Annotated in this window: 11 protein-coding genes and 1 riboswitch; of the genes, 9 read left to right on the top strand and 2 right to left on the bottom strand. The window is 44.0% G+C overall.

The genetic code is table 11. The features are described from left to right. The first annotated feature begins 49 nt into the window (after positions 1 to 49). The 5 genes from AB6E30_RS15230 (at position 50) to AB6E30_RS15210 (ending at position 7,058) form a co-directional block, all read left to right on the top strand. Positions 50 to 1,489 carry a TolC family protein gene (locus tag AB6E30_RS15230; RefSeq protein ID WP_372104214.1) on the top strand — a complete coding sequence of 480 codons (1,440 nt, stop codon included), beginning with the start codon at positions 50 to 52 and terminating at the stop codon, positions 1,487 to 1,489. 3 nt (positions 1,490 to 1,492) lie between these two features. Further along, positions 1,493 to 2,467 carry an HlyD family secretion protein gene (locus AB6E30_RS15225; RefSeq protein ID WP_017070946.1) on the top strand — a complete coding sequence of 325 codons (975 nt, stop codon included), beginning with the start codon at positions 1,493 to 1,495 and terminating at the stop codon, positions 2,465 to 2,467. Between the two features lie 7 nt (positions 2,468 to 2,474). Then, positions 2,475 to 3,776 (top strand): ABC transporter permease, encoded by a 1,302-nt coding sequence (locus AB6E30_RS15220; protein ID WP_065583586.1) that lies wholly within the window; start codon positions 2,475 to 2,477, stop codon positions 3,774 to 3,776. After that, a complete protein-coding gene (locus AB6E30_RS15215) occupies positions 3,773 to 4,945 on the top strand; it encodes an ABC transporter permease (protein ID WP_372104211.1) in 1,173 nt (390 codons plus the stop codon). The genes AB6E30_RS15220 and AB6E30_RS15215 overlap by 4 nt, the downstream gene beginning before the upstream one ends. 571 nt (positions 4,946 to 5,516) lie before the next feature. Then, positions 5,517 to 7,058, top strand: a complete 1,542-nt coding sequence (locus tag AB6E30_RS15210) for an alanine/glycine:cation symporter family protein (RefSeq protein WP_372104208.1) — start codon at positions 5,517 to 5,519, stop codon at positions 7,056 to 7,058. A gap of 143 nt (positions 7,059 to 7,201) precedes the next feature. Here the strand turns inward: AB6E30_RS15210 and AB6E30_RS15205 are convergent, their stop codons facing one another. Together AB6E30_RS15205 and AB6E30_RS15200 are read right to left on the bottom strand one after the other, a co-directional pair. Further along, the gene (locus AB6E30_RS15205; RefSeq protein ID WP_017063799.1) at positions 7,202 to 7,441 is read right to left on the bottom strand and encodes a hypothetical protein; all 240 of its coding nucleotides are present in this window, start codon (positions 7,439 to 7,441) and stop codon (positions 7,202 to 7,204) included. A 322-nt stretch (positions 7,442 to 7,763) separates the two neighbouring features. Beyond that, positions 7,764 to 8,498, bottom strand: a complete 735-nt coding sequence (locus AB6E30_RS15200; RefSeq protein WP_017059725.1) for a chromosome segregation ATPase — start codon at positions 8,496 to 8,498, stop codon at positions 7,764 to 7,766. Positions 8,499 to 9,107: 609 nt separating this feature from the next. Beyond that, a riboswitch (glycine riboswitch) is annotated at positions 9,108 to 9,227 on the top strand. 128 nt (positions 9,228 to 9,355) lie between these two features. Between AB6E30_RS15200 and AB6E30_RS15195 the strand changes: the two genes are divergently transcribed. The 4 genes from AB6E30_RS15195 to AB6E30_RS15180 all read left to right on the top strand — a co-directional run bounded on the left by AB6E30_RS15195 (position 9,356) and on the right by AB6E30_RS15180 (position 14,417). Next, positions 9,356 to 10,726, top strand: a complete 1,371-nt coding sequence (locus AB6E30_RS15195; protein ID WP_017059726.1) for a sodium:alanine symporter family protein — start codon at positions 9,356 to 9,358, stop codon at positions 10,724 to 10,726. A 384-nt stretch (positions 10,727 to 11,110) separates the two neighbouring features. Beyond that, entirely contained in the window at positions 11,111 to 11,923 is an 813-nt protein-coding gene (locus AB6E30_RS15190; RefSeq protein ID WP_372104205.1) for a transcriptional regulator, read from the top strand. Continuing rightward, positions 11,920 to 12,381 (top strand): hypothetical protein, encoded by a 462-nt coding sequence (locus AB6E30_RS15185; RefSeq protein ID WP_372104203.1) that lies wholly within the window; start codon positions 11,920 to 11,922, stop codon positions 12,379 to 12,381. The genes AB6E30_RS15190 and AB6E30_RS15185 overlap by 4 nt, the downstream gene beginning before the upstream one ends. Before the next feature lie 560 nt (positions 12,382 to 12,941). Then, on the top strand, positions 12,942 to 14,417 hold the full coding sequence (locus AB6E30_RS15180) for an aerolysin family beta-barrel pore-forming toxin (protein ID WP_372056477.1): 1,476 nt from the start codon (positions 12,942 to 12,944) through the stop codon (positions 14,415 to 14,417). Positions 14,418 to 14,512 lie beyond the last annotated feature (95 nt).

The following is a 14,512-nucleotide window of genomic DNA, read 5'->3' as shown; positions in this document are numbered from 1 at the left end:
ATGACTATCGCCCTGTTAACATTAGAGTTAATACTCTAATTGGTATTTAATGCAGATGACCAAACCAAAATTCCGATACCTTGCGATCGCCAGTATGCTTCTCGGCACTATGGCTTCGCCAGGCTATGCAGCTCCGCTCACTTTTTCTGAAGCGTGGCAAATTCTCCAAGAGAACAACAACTCTCTTGCGGCTCAACAAGCCAACGTTGAACGTTATCAACACCTTCAGAACTCAACAAGTAGCCTCAATCTTCCTTCTATTACCTTAGGGGCTAACTACACGCACCTTGATAGTGATGTGACGATTAATGGTGAACAGTTTTCAGATAGCTTGAGTGGAGTAAACCCTGCTATATCCGCGATTTTGCGCCCTCTAGTTGGTGGCGTTACCTCAACGATTACCGAACAAGACATCTTTAGCTCTTCCATTCGTGCTGTGTGGCCTATCTTCACTGGTGGTCGAATAACCGCTGCGCAAAATGCGGCTGAAGGTAAAAGCGAAGAAGCGCAAAGCCAACTGTTGATGGAGAAACAAGCTCGCTACGAAGACTTAAGTAAGTATTACTTCTCGGTGATCTTAGCGGAAGACGTGGTGAGAACGCGTCAAGCCGTTGAAGCAAGCTTAACTCAGCATCGTGATTTCGCCATCAAGCTTGAACAGCAAGGACAAATCGCCCGAGTAGAACGCCTACAAGCCGATGCTTCTTTAGATAAAGCGATTGTAGAGCGCACGAAAGCTCAGAACGATCTTAAAATTGCGCAATTGGCGTTGACCCAAATCCTTGGTCAAAATGAAAGTGTAGAACCCTCTGAACAACTGTTTATCAATAAGAACCTGCCTCATATGGACGTGTTCATTGACCAGACACTCATGACCTACCCCGGCCTTAAGATTCTTGATGCAAAAGAGAAACAAGCAAGCAGCTTAATTAAAGCCGAGAAAGGTAAATACTACCCAGAGGTTTACCTTTATGGTGATTACAGCCTGTATGAAGATGACTCTCTAGCCAGTGAAATGAAACCCGATTGGTTGGTTGGCATTGGTGTGAATGTGCCACTGCTTGATACCTCTGGCCGTTCCGACAAAGTCGCTGCGGCTCACAGTGCCGTATCACAGGTTCAATTCCTTAAGTCACAAGCTAAGCAAGACTTAACCGTGTTGGTACAAAAGACTTACCTTGAAGCAAACCAAGCCATTGAAGAGGTTCAAGGCCTAAACTCGAGCTTGTCTTTAGCTCAGGAAAACCTATTACTTCGTAAAAAAGCCTTCACACAAGGGTTATCTAACTCATTAGAAGTGGTTGATGCCGAGCTTTATCTTGCGAGCATTAAAACCCAGCAATCTGCTGCTCGCTTCAAATACCTAATCTCTCTCAACAAGCTGTTAGCGCTAACCAGCGAAATGAATGCTTACTCCAGTTACTTAACCTCCTCTGTTCCGTCTGATTTCGACTCAAAAACAGACACCGTTAGCCAGTCAAAAGGATAATTCATGAAACCTATTAAGCCCCTTCTTCTATCTTTAGTTGGTATCGGCGTTATTGGCTGGGTCGGATACAGTTTCTATCAAGCTTATCAACCTCAGCCGGTTAAGCTTCAAGGTCAAATCGATGTGCAGCAATACAGCATCTCATCGAAAGTACCTGGCAGAATTGATGAAATATTCGTGCGCAAAGGCGATTCGGTTGAAAAAGGCGAATTGATCTTCTCTCTACTAAGCCCTGAGATTGATGCGAAGCTAGAGCAAGCAAAAGCTGGTCAGAAAGCCGCTGGTGCATTAGCACAAGAAGCAGAGAATGGCGCGCGTACTCAACAGATCCAAGCGGCTAAAGACCAATGGTTGAAAGCCAAAGCAGCTGCCGATCTGATGGACAAAACCTACCAACGTGTAAACAACCTTTACAACGATGGTGTGGTTGCCGAGCAGAAGCGTGATGAAGCCAAAACACAGTGGCAAGCGGCGAAGTACACCGAAAGCGCTGCATTCCAAATGTATCAATTAGCGCAAGAAGGTGCGCGTGACGAAACCAAAGTGGCCGCCGCTCAAAAAGCGTTAATGGCAGCGGGTGCGGTAGCGGAAGTTGAAGCTTACGCAAAAGACACACAGATCCACAGCTGGTTTAATGGCGAAGTCTCTCAGGTTCTATTGAGCAGTGGAGAACTTGCACCACAAGGCTTCCCTGTTGTGACTGTTATCGACACCAAGGATGCTTGGGCTGTGCTCAATGTTCGTGAAGACATGCTTAAGCATTTCGAGAAAGGCAGCCAGTTTGAGGCGTACCTACCGGCTCTGGATAAATCATTAACTTTCCAAGTAACTCACATCGCCGTAATGGGTGATTTCGCAACTTGGCGCTCAACAGACGCAGCACAAGGCTTCGATTTACGTACTTTTGAAGTAGAAGCGCACCCTGTCGATACGAGCGAAACACTGCGTATGGGCATGAGCCTAGTGGTTGAGCTTTAGGTGACTTATGTCTGCTAACTCTCAATATACTGGATCGCAATCTAGAGGCTCGCAATCAACTGAGCATCATAGAGCGAAGAATACCTTGCTTCGGCAGTGGGCGATTGTCCGCAAAGACAAATGGTTGTTGTCTTGCCTAACTTGGATTCCTTTGCTGCTTGCTGCCAGTATCTGGCTGATTTTTTCACAAGGGATCGCTCGTGACTTACCGGTCGCAGTTGTCGACCTTGAGCACAGTCAAATCTCGCAACAGTTCACACGCCTTGTTGATGCGTCACCAACGCTGCAAGTCACTCAGAAATACAGCTCTGCGAGTGATGCGGCGAAAGCGATGATCGAACGTGATATCTATGGTTATGTTGTGATACCAAGGCACTTCGACCGAGACCTTCTGCTCGGCTTGAATCCGCAAGTGTCTGTATTCTATAACAGCCAATTTATCTTAATCGGTAAGCTGGTGAACTCTGCCTTGCTGCAGGCTCAAGGGACTTTTAACGCGCAACTTGAAGTCGTGAAACAGCTGTCACACGGTGATACCACGGTGCAATCCGCATTAGGCCAAGCAGTAACGGTACAAAGCCAGATCACGCCGCTGTTCAACAAGAACACCAGTTATGCACAGTTCTTGGTGTCTGCGGTTATTCCTGCACTGTGGCAGATCATGATTGTGGTGGGCACGATATTGGTTTTGACGGCGAACGTTAGAGCTCGTGGGCTTCACGCTTGGTTATCCAACGCCCCTATGAAGTCACTCGCATCAACATTAACGCCCTACCTTGTCTTGTTTTTGATGTTTGGTATCGCGTTTAGTTTTTGGTTCTATGTGCTCTTAGACTGGCCATTTAACGGCAGCTTTGTGGCATTGACTATTGCCCAACTGCTAACCGTGATCAGTTGTATCATTATGGGTTGTTTGTTTTTCTTCTTAACACTTGATCCAGCAAGGGCGATGAGTTTCGCTGGCGCATTTACGGCACCAAGCTTTGCGTTCATGGGTATTACCTTTCCAGTAACAGACATGAACACAGCTGCTCAAATTTGGAGAAGCTTATTGCCCGTGAGTCATTACATCGAAGTACAAACGGCGCAGTCTAGTTATGGTGTGAGCGCAGCACAGTCTTTGATCAGCCTCTCTTCTATGTTGTGGTACGCAGTTCCTGCTTTCGTGGTAATGTTGCTAATTAAGAAACACTTGGCGCAATCAACTCTAACTGCACAAGCAGATCCATCTACAAAAGCAGCTATATCTGCAAAAACAACGCCGTCAACACAGCCAGAAGCATCAGCACAACAAGGAGTAAAACGATGAGCTTTACTCAACTGCTCAAGCAAGAACTCTTAGCGGTATTGCGCAACCCTGTCGTGCTTCTTACGGTATTTGGTGGTGTGGTCTTCTATTCCTTCTTGTATCCATTGCCTTACGCGAACCAAGTTCCTCAACAACTGAAAGCTTCGGTTGTGAACTTGGATAAGAGTCAAAGCAGCTATCAATTAGAGCGTATGGTGGATGCCACCTCTCAAATCGAATTGGTTCGTCGAGACTCCACCATCGCCGATGCGAAACAAGCCGTACTTAACCAAGAGATTGGTGGGTTCCTCGTCATTCCAGAAAACTTCTATAAAGACTTGCTGCTCGGTAAGAGCCCGACACTTTCTTACGCTGGTGATGCTTCTTACTTCTTGGTCTACGGAACCATTGTTGAAGGGCTTGCCAAGGCCGGTGGTACGTTAGCTGCGCAAGTTAAGGTCAGCCATTTGTTAGTCGAAGGTGTGCCTTTAGAATCGGCAGCCAAAGGTTACAGTGTATTCAGCTTGAACCTGAAACCAACGTTTAATAGTCGCATGGGATACATCGATTACGTAGTTCCAGCCGTCTTTGTGTTAATCCTGCAACAAACCTTAGCCATGGCTTCTGGTTTAGTGGGTGCAACCCAAAACGCTCAATCGACATTTGGCTACTGGAGTAAGACCTCTCCAGCGAAACTGATGCTTGCTCGCTGTTGTACCTTAGTCGGCATTTATTACTTGTTGTCGATGTACTATTTCGGCGCTAGCTTTTCGATGTATGGGATAAACCAGATCGCCTCAACAACACAGATCTTAACCTTACTTCTGCCCTTCTTACTGGCCAGCTGTTTGATCGGGATTTTTATTGGTGAGTTAGTACCACGAAGAGAGCTAGTCACGGTTGTGGTATTAATCAGTTCAATGCCACTGATCTTCTCGTCTGGGTTTATCTGGCCAGTTGAAATGATGCCTGAATGGTTAGTTCTATTATCACAGCTATTCCCAAGCACACCGGCTATCCAAGGTTTCTTAGCACTTAATCAGATGGGCGCATCTTGGCAAGAAGTGGCGTCTCAATGGACATTACTCTGGGGACAAGTTTTGTTATGGGGTTCGTTATTGGCACTTAAGCTCTACCATAAATCCAGCAAAAGCACGGTTGGCAACAACAATAGTCATCGAGCCGTTTAGTGTTATGTGCTAGTGGAAAGTAGTCATGCTTTCCGGTCATCAAAAAAGCTCTGATAAAGGGCTTTTTTAATATCCTCAGATCCGAATACACCTTCAGCCTTCGAATGTTTAAACACTGCCAAAACATATCGAATACTCGAATTCTCCTACGTTCCCTCTATGTCCCCCCTATGCCCCTAAAGCCCATCACTCTGAATTCTCCTTCATTCGCCTCTATAACAGCTACTGCATATGCTTTTCTCAGCCAAAAAAGCATCGACTTATTCCCAAACAATGACAAAACCCGAACAATTGTAAATTTATTGTAAAAATTTCTTTGTTGGTATTATTTTTATGTATAGGATTACCAGCAGGACTTGGTAGCCCGAATACCATAGTCTTATTGGTGCACATACCAAAAGGATATCCATACAAAGCAAGATCAGTACTTATATTTATTTCGTTTTTCGACCTAGCTACAGCCGTTTATGTTGCCGTCGAATGAAGTAGATAAACCACTGAGATATACAAATCAAATAGAAAACAAACACAACAGCAACACACATAATTTATTAAAAAGACAGGGAAAACCATGAAAAACATACGTGAATTATTTTTTGGGTTTATATTATTGTTTAGTTCCAGTGCATTTGCAGAAGAAGGATCATTTAACCAAGCTATCAGCAACTTAAGTCAAAGTGTTGATGGGTTTTTCAACGACTACACAGGATGGTTCGTTGGGCTGATATTTAAAAGTGTACCGATTGGTGAAGCTAACTTCCCAGTGATTGTTGGCTGGCTGTTGCTCGCTGCGATCATCTTCACTGTTTATTTTGGCTTTGTTCAATTTAAACGTGTCGGCATGGCGATAGACATTATCAAAGGTAAGTATACCGCTCCTAACTCTAAAGAGGACGGCGAGGTTTCTCACTTTCAAGCGTTAACAACGGCGCTTTCTGGTACTGTCGGGCTTGGTAACATTGCCGGTGTAGGTGCTGCACTTGCGATTGGTGGTCCTGGCGCGACATTCTGGATGATCTTGTGTGGCCTTCTGGGTATGGCTTCTAAGTTCTGTGAGTGTACTTTAGGTGTGAAATACCGAACTATCCTACCTTCAGGTGTTGTTTCGGGCGGTCCAATGTACTACCTAAGCCAAGGCCTGGGTGAAAGAGGTTTAGGTGGACTAGGTAAAGTGCTCGCTATTGGTTTCGCATTAATGTGTATTTTAGGCGCATTGGGCGGCGGTAACATGTTCCAAGCTAACCAAGCACACGCCATGTTAACTTACGCATTTGATGTACCAAGTGAATACGGTGTGATCACTGGCCTTGTACTTGCCTCTTTAGTTTTCTCTGTGATTGTTGGTGGTATGCCTTCTATCGCATCGGTAACAGAAAAAGTTGTTCCTTGGATGGCTGCTCTGTATATCGGTATGGCTCTGATTGTTATCGGTTCTAACCTTGATCAAGTTGGCCCTGCGTTCAGCGCAATCTTTACAGGTGCATTTACTGGTGAAGGTGTTGTTGGTGGATTTATTGGTGCGCTAATTCAAGGCTTGAAACGTGCAACATTCTCGAACGAAGCAGGTGTAGGTTCAGCAGCTATCGCTCACTCAGCGGTTAAAACAAAAGAACCAATCACCGAAGGTCTAGTATCACTATTAGAACCGTTCGTTGATACGGTAATCATTTGTACAATGACCGCATTGGTTATCACTATCGCTGGTTTAAACGTAGGTCCATTCGATGGCTCTGGTTTAACGGGTGTAACGCTGACTGCTGCATCGTTTACTGAAACGGCAGAAGTATTCAAATACACACTCGCTCTCGCAGTAATCATGTTTGCGTTTTCTACCATGATCTCTTGGTCGTACTACGGTCTTAAAGCTTGGACTTACCTATTTGGTGAAGGCAAAACAACAGAGCTGATTTTCAAAGTGATGTTCTGTGTGTTTGTTGTTATTGGTGCCACGATTCAATTTGGTGCGGTAATCGACTTCTCTGATGCGGCTATCTTTGCGATGTCTATCTTCAACATTCTTGGTCTGTACTTCTTGATGCCAGTTGTGAAGAAAGAACTGCAATCGTTTGTTGCTCGTGTGAAATCAGGCGAAATCAAAACGTATGAGAAATAACGTTTAGTGGAATGAGGTTTTGCTCTAGTAGCTAACTGCATTCTAAGAAACGACACAGCTCTAAAAACGAAACTGTTCTAAAAATTTTTGTAAGACCCTTTGCTTGAGAAAGCGAGAACAGGACTGCAACTTATCCAAAATCCCTACCAGCTTGGCTTGTGGGGATTTTTTATGTCTGAACGATTAGGCGAATAACTACCTTCAATGCCCTGCTCACTCTTTTCACCCTTTTCACTCTGTTCATCATCGTGTTCAACATCGTGTTCAACATCGACACGACGAACCAACTCTTCTACTTTGATCATCTCTTTTTGCGCTAATGGCGAGCGACAATCATCGAAACAATAAGCTATGGTGCAGTTCTCACAAAGATACTCTGGCATCACTCCATCCCTTGTCGTCAAAGCAGCCAAATGCGAGCTAGCAATCGACTGCGTGTTCATCCTGAACAACACTATTATGCAGCGACTCTGAGCTGAAAATATGTATGCAAAGTCATTTAATAGACAACAAGTAACATATCATTGTGGATATACGTAACTATTCACAAATATCTAAGCAAACAATGAAAACACGCAAATAATCAATAATGAGAAAGCACCGGATCTATGCTCTCGACAAACGCAAAACGCCCACATCACGTGTGTGATGTGGGCGTTTCAATATTTAGTGCAAAACTAACGTTAGGTTGGTAAAGCCTTCGGCTTATAGACCCATCTCTTCAGTGAGAGTTTTGATCTGTTTGAGGTCCATGGTGTGGACTTCAATCATTTGTCTTATATCACTCAGTCGAGAGTTAGCGTTATCTTGCTTCTCACACGCGTCAGATTTCGCATCCCATGATGTGCCATCTAAGTAAACATCACACGCTTTCTTAAGAGAACCAAGATTCTGCTCGAGTTGATCTCTTTCTTTCTCAAGTTTTTCAAGTTCTTGAGAAATCTGTAATTCTTTTCGGAAAACTTCACGCGCACGCTCAAACAAAGTCGATTGCATGTCAGCCTGACGATTAAGTTTCTGGTTGTCTTGCTGAGTTTGCTCTAACGTTTGCTTCTGTTCATTTAGCTGTTGCTCTAACGAGTAGTTCGCCTTCTCTAAAACCGAAGACTGCTTCGCTAATTCCTGGAGCTCTTTTTGATGCTCTTCCGTTTGTTTCACTAGAGCGGCTTCTACTTTCGCATCGATTTCGGTATCAACTTTTGCCACTTTAGTTTCAACGGATGTCATCAACTGTGCTCTGCTGTCATGCAGTTCTTGATAACGAGTTTCGAGTACCTGGTAAGTGGACTCCCACTTAGAAGCCGTAACTGTAGAACCAATTAAGCCACCCAGTGCTAAACCTATAACCGCAGCAATGCCGATATAGAGCTGACTGCGCTTATCGCGTTCTTCTATAACAACCACTTCATCTTGTTCGCTTTGTCCAGATTGCTGGTTCACTAGCGGGTACTCCCAAAAATTTATTTAACGTTACGCGGTCACTGACACGAATGCCAATACTGATTGTGAAGGCTCAGTTAAACCTATCGCTCAAGCCAGAAGCACTTAAGCTTTACTAACACATTCATCCCACCTGTTTACAGGCAGGCTTAACGAGTTAACTCCGAAATCATCAAGCTGGCAGTATACAAAAGGAAACTGCTAACGATAACTGTCACTACCCATTTTTGCAGTTTTTCGTTTGTCCGGTAACGAAATAGTACAAATGCCAAAGCCAATAAAAAAACAATCGCTATTAGTCGAGTCATAACTCCTCCTTGTTTCTCTATTTTATACCATTTAAATAAGCAAGTTACGTCAGAGACTCGTTGTTTGATCATTTAGTTGAACAACATTTGTGCAAACAGATATTTTGTAGCTGACATCACATTTTATATGATCTAGGATACGCCTACAGATTACCTAATTATTTAGGTAATTGTTCCGATGAAGACTGCAGGAGAGTGGTTTTTAACTAAACATTAACATTTAGTTAGATTGACCCGCCGAAGAAGTAAATCTTTCAGGTGCTTTATGCTGGAGAAATCCAGAAAAGTGAGGACTGTCGTTGGAGGAACCTCTGGAGAGAACCGTTAGATCGGTCGCCGAAGGAGCAAGCTTAGTGCCCGTTACTTATCTATAAGTGATTCGCTAAGTGAAACTCTCAGGCAAAAGGACAGAGGAGTGGAAAGCAACAGCCTTAATTAACACAAGAATTCTATCTAGAAATCCGTATGTATTAAGTAGTGCCCCCGATCCCTGAGATCTGCACTGCCTTCCCTCTTCTCCTTAAATTTTTAATTTATTAAGGGGAATCTATGAACCACCTACAAGCTACACTACAAACCATTAACCAATTCGTTTGGGGACCACCACTGCTTATTCTGCTAGTGGGTACAGGTATCTACTTTACTTTTCGCTTAGGCTTACTCCAGTTTAGACACCTCCCAACTGCACTGAAAATGGTGTTCAGCAAAGACAAATCTGGTACGGGTGACGTATCGAGTTTCGCGGCTTTGTGTACTGCACTTTCAGCAACCATTGGTACAGGTAACATCGTTGGTGTAGCGACCGCAATCAAGATTGGTGGCCCTGGTGCCCTATTCTGGATGTGGCTTGCCGCTGTATTTGGTATGGCGACCAAGTACGCAGAATGTCTACTCGCCGTTAAATACCGCAGAACCGATAGCAATGGCGAAATGGTTGGCGGCCCAATGTACTACCTGCAATACGGTGTCGGCTCAAGAATCTTAGCGGTAATGTTCGCTGTCTTCGCGCTCGGCGTTGCTTGCTTCGGTATCGGTACCTTCCCACAAGTCAACGCTATCTTGGACGCAACTCAAATCTCATTTGGCGCTTCGCGTGAGATGTCTGCTGTCGTTCTTACGATATTAGTGGCAGTGGTTACCCTTGGTGGTATCCAATCTATCGCTAAAGTGGCAGGGAAAGTTGTTCCTACTATGGCGGTTATGTACGTCGTCGCGTGTTTAAGCGTTCTGATTTCAAATGCCGACCAACTACTGAATGCCATTACCCTTGTTGTGACTTCTGCGTTTACCAACACAGCAGCAACCGGTGGTTTCTTTGGCGCGAGCATCATGCTTGCTATCCAATCAGGTATCGCTCGTGGTGTGTTCTCGAACGAATCTGGCCTAGGTAGCGCACCAATGGCTGCAGCAGCGGCTAAAACAGACTCATGTGTGAAACAAGGACTTGTCTCTATGACAGGTACCTTCTTCGACACCATCATCATCTGTACGATGACAGGTTTGGCGCTTATCTTAACGGGTGCTTGGCAGACTGATCTTTCAGGCGCTGCGATGACCACTCACGCATTCGCTGTTGGTCTGAATGCAGATACCCTTGGACCTATGTTGGTTTCTGTTGGCTTAATCTTCTTTGCGTTTACAACAATTTTAGGTTGGAACTACTACGGTGAGCGCTGTGTTGTGTTCTTGCTAGGTACCAAAGCTGTATTGCCTTACAAGATCATCTTCATTGCGTTGGTGGCTTCTGGTGCATTCTTAAAGCTCGACATGATCTGGATAATGGCTGATATCGTGAACGGCCTAATGGCAATTCCGAACCTAATCGGGCTTATCTTGCTGCGCCACGTTGTTATCGAAGAAACCAAGCTATTCTTCAAACCGTTGACGTCTTCAAATGATTGTGAAGCAGTTAAAGCGTAAACTGAAGTGATTGAATACCAAGCCCGCACTCAACTGCGGGCTTTTTTATTTTCATCACATAGCGAAACGTCTTAAATTATTATGCAGCACATATGCCCTTATAAATAACAAGAATATTAAATCGACTACTATGCGATTTAATAAAGCGAATAGTAGACTACTAAAAAGGACACTAATAAAACCAACACTTAATTAGATATTACTTATATTTAACAGATTGTGCGTTGGTGTCAGGCGTTTTGTAACAAACATATTAAATTTCTTTTCGTTTCAACGACACAAAAAACCAGAAGAATAAAACATGTGACTTTAATTCATATATTAGTCAGTTTATAGTCATCTACATTGTAGAGAGAATTATAATAAAAATAAAACGTTGGCTATATGATCAGATTCGACCCGATTAAAAACCGTATTTATAACGATGAACGTTCTATTAAAGTAGGATACCGTGAAACTCGGGTCCTGGAGTTATTACATAAAAATTCACCCGATATTGTTAACAAACAAGATATTATTAGCTTCGCTTGGGGAAACGAGTTCATAGGGGATACGTCACTAGCGAAAAGTATAAGTTTACTGCGCCAAGGGTTCGTTAGATTAGGCATCAAAGAAACCCCAATCGTCACCGTTCCTAAGGTGGGCTATCGCCTTATCGATGAGTGCGTGGTAATCGACTCCCCCATCAATAATGCAGCCACAACTCCCCTTGCTGATGCGAGCAACCTGATACCCGTCGGCAATAACGGTATTGCTATCGGTGCAGCTGTTGCAGTCGAACCTAAGCCTAACCCTAAACAAAGTTCGTCGGCTTACTTTCCCACTGCTGAAAACCGAAACAAGTTGTGCTACTTCACCACTGGCTGCTTACTGTTGGCATCAGCGTTATTGGCTTTTGCTAAGGTTAATGAGAGAAACCTCAGCGATATCAACCCCGTTAACCGGCTCAGAGAGCAATGGATAGGTCAAATACAAGTTTTCCAAGCCCCTGAAATGGCGATGACGCCAGAGCTAGAAAGCATTCTCGATCAGTATCAATGTGATTGCGTGGCGTACATTAGCGAAGAAGCGGAATATTCTGAGCTCTCTATTCTGAACAAAGCCACACGCCAGTCCGTCAACATCTTTTACACGCCAACCCAACTAGATCAAGCCAGTACCGAACTGGCCCTATTCCTAGAAAGAGGTCAATTATGATGCCAATCGTTGCGCTCATTTCTGCATTCGTTTTATTGGTTGGCATATGGAGTATCCCTTCGCCCCAACCAAAAGAAGAGCATCGCTACCAACATAGCGTGGTGGACCTGATAGTGGATGACAATGTATTACGTACCGACGGATTAACGAAAATAAGTAACAACAAGGTGCTGCACCTGATGTCCGTTCAAGACGACAACATGCCCGACCCACTTGTTCTGCGATTCAGAGGAACAGCCCGTCCTTCTCAATCACTTTTCTTTTCTATTTCTGGCACCATTGACTTAGTCTCTGTGCAAAAAATAAATAAAACAATGAATGACAGCCGATTGGCGCCTTACCTGTTAATCAACAATGACCCATTAACGGTAAAGATTGATATCTTAAGTTCGAATGATTTATTTGCCATCATTAAAACGTGTAATACAGGCCGAACGCAACTTCTGGCCAAACGATAATTAGAGATAGTTTAACCACTAGCAACAAGTGCCCTATTATCAAGTAGCAAGCTTTTCCGATATTACACATAAAAAACGGATGGTTATTTTCATTATTTTATCAGTAATACAATTATTACAGTCTTCCTTACTTTAAGTGTTTGCATTTTAAAACCGATAGCAAAGCAAAATATTCAAGTTAGATTTTTACTCTTTGTCACTCACTACCTGCCCACCTTAAAACTACGAGTATTGTGAATGGTTATACCTGTTCTTCTAATTAACCATTCATACAAACGCCAAAAATAACGTCAAATAATTTTGACGTCTAAGCCCGAATAATGGGCCTTCATTTTTCTAAAAACGGTTTGAGCCCCATCAAACAATTTACGTTCAGTTGCATACTCTTTCACCGTAAAAACACTAATGACAATACAAGTCATTGAATTAATTTGGCAATTTAATTCAACCCTTTTCAGTATCTATCTATTTATCAACATGAAAAAGTGAACTTGTCTTGTTAACTGCACGGCACACAAAACATTATCAAAATAGAAAAATTACAAATGAGGGAATTGTTAATGATCACAGTAAACAGAAGTCTCTTAGCAACCGCAGTGTTGTCTGTTCTATCAACCGGTGTAAATGCGAAGATTTACCCAGACCAAATAGTGTTTGACCAACTTGGTGAAGATGTATGTCGCTCTGGTTATCGTCCTATAGACCGTTATGAAGCCGAAGAGCAGAAGAGTGCTTTGGTCGCTCGTATGGGCACTTGGCAGATCACCGGGTTAAAAGGAAACTGGGTAATCATGGGGCCGGGTTATCATGGCGAAATTAAGCAATCAAGCAGTGGGTCAACGTTCTGTTACCCAAACAACGACCAATCTGAAATCCCTAACTATTCCGCCAAATCGGTTCAGGAAGGCAGCGAAATCGATGTTCAGTATGAATTAGTGAACAACCGTAACGACTTTGTTCGCCCATTAAGCTATTTAGCCCACAACCTAGGTTACGCATGGGTTGGCGGTAATAACAGTCAGTACGTTGGCGAAGACATGACGATAAAGCGCTCTGGCAACAGCTGGGTGATACAGGGAAATAACAATGGCTCTTGTAGTGGGTATCGCTGTGATGAAAAAACCAAAATCACCGTCGACAATTTTGCCTACACCGTTAACGATGACAACTTTTGGCATGGTGATGTTGTCGAGTCGGACCGTGAACTAGTGAAGACGGTTTACGCGACGGCAAGAAACAACAGCAATATCGCGCAACAAGTGGTGGTCGACCTAAAAGTAGACGAATCAACAAACTGGTCGAAAACGAACAGTTATGGGTTCTCACAGAGCGTTCAAACAGAGAACACCTTCAAGTGGCCTTTGGTTGGCGAAACTAAGCTCACCGTTAAGTTCGAGGCTAACCAAAGCTTCGCGGAAACAAATGGCAACTCCACTAGCGAGCAAGTAACACTTCAAGCGCGTCCTATGGTTCCAGCAAACTCAGAGCTACCGATTCGAGTTGAGCTGTATCGTTCAAGCATTTCTTACCCGTACCGATTCAACGCCGATATTAGCTACGATGTTGAATTCAACGGCTTCCTTCGTTGGGGTGGCAACGCGTGGCACTCCCATCCAGATAACCGCCCATACAAGGCTCATACCTTCACCATGGGTCGTGGCAGCAGTGAATCTGCCGACATTCGCTACCAATGGGATCACCGTTACATCCCAGGTGAAACAAAATGGTGGGATTGGGGCTGGGCGATTAAAGAAGCTGGTTTATCAAGCATGCAATACGCGACTGGCGGAAGCTTGCGCCCATTCCACTCTTACGTGTCTGGTGATTTCTACGCTGAATCTCAATTTGCAGGTACTATCGAAATTGGACAAGCAACACCAATCACTAACAATCTACGCAGCAAAAGAAGTACTGATTCCGTCAACGAATCTACTGAGCGCATTGGCGACATCGAAGTTACCACCAACTTTAATGCCGATGAGTTGAGTGACTTAGGTTTCGAAGGTGCTGAGATGAACATTAGCGTCGTTGAATAACTGCGCTGTTGAATAAGATCGGTACAAAGATCTACCAGTATTAATCGAGTAGGAGGAGGCCTCACGGCCTCCGTCCTCTCACACCACCGTACAAG

It is taken from the genome of Vibrio sp. 10N.247.311.12, from assembly GCF_041467515.1.
GTDB classification, from domain to species: Bacteria; Pseudomonadota; Gammaproteobacteria; order Enterobacterales; family Vibrionaceae; genus Vibrio; species Vibrio crassostreae_C.
Note: the sequence above shows the minus strand (reverse complement) of the source record. Positions and strands in the feature narration are given on the sequence as shown.